Source organism: Streptomyces regalis (assembly GCF_001509475.1).
Classification (GTDB): domain Bacteria; phylum Actinomycetota; class Actinomycetes; order Streptomycetales; family Streptomycetaceae; genus Streptomyces; species Streptomyces regalis.
In genome coordinates, this window is sequence record NZ_LLZG01000337.1 from 1 (window position 1) to 233 (window position 233).

The 233-nt window shown below is 71.2% G+C and carries 1 pseudogene; it reads right to left on the reverse strand.

The features are described 5' to 3' along the window. Positions 1 to 233, reverse strand: a pseudogene (locus ADL12_RS28485) (serine hydroxymethyltransferase); the annotation flags it as partial.

Consider the following 233-nt stretch of genomic DNA (forward strand, 5'->3'; position numbering starts at 1 on the left):
GCGGTTGACCGTGATGCCGACCTCGTGCAGACGGTCCTCGGCCTGCTGCCCGTCCAGCTCGGAGGCGCGCAGGTCGACCAGGATCAGGTGCACGTCCGTGCCACCGGACAGCACGTTCACGCCGGCCTCACGGGCGTCGGCGGCGGTCAGCCGCTCGGCGAGAATGCGGGCGCCGTCCACCGTACGGCGCTGGCGCTCCTTGAACTCCTCCGACGCGGCGACCTTGAAGGAGA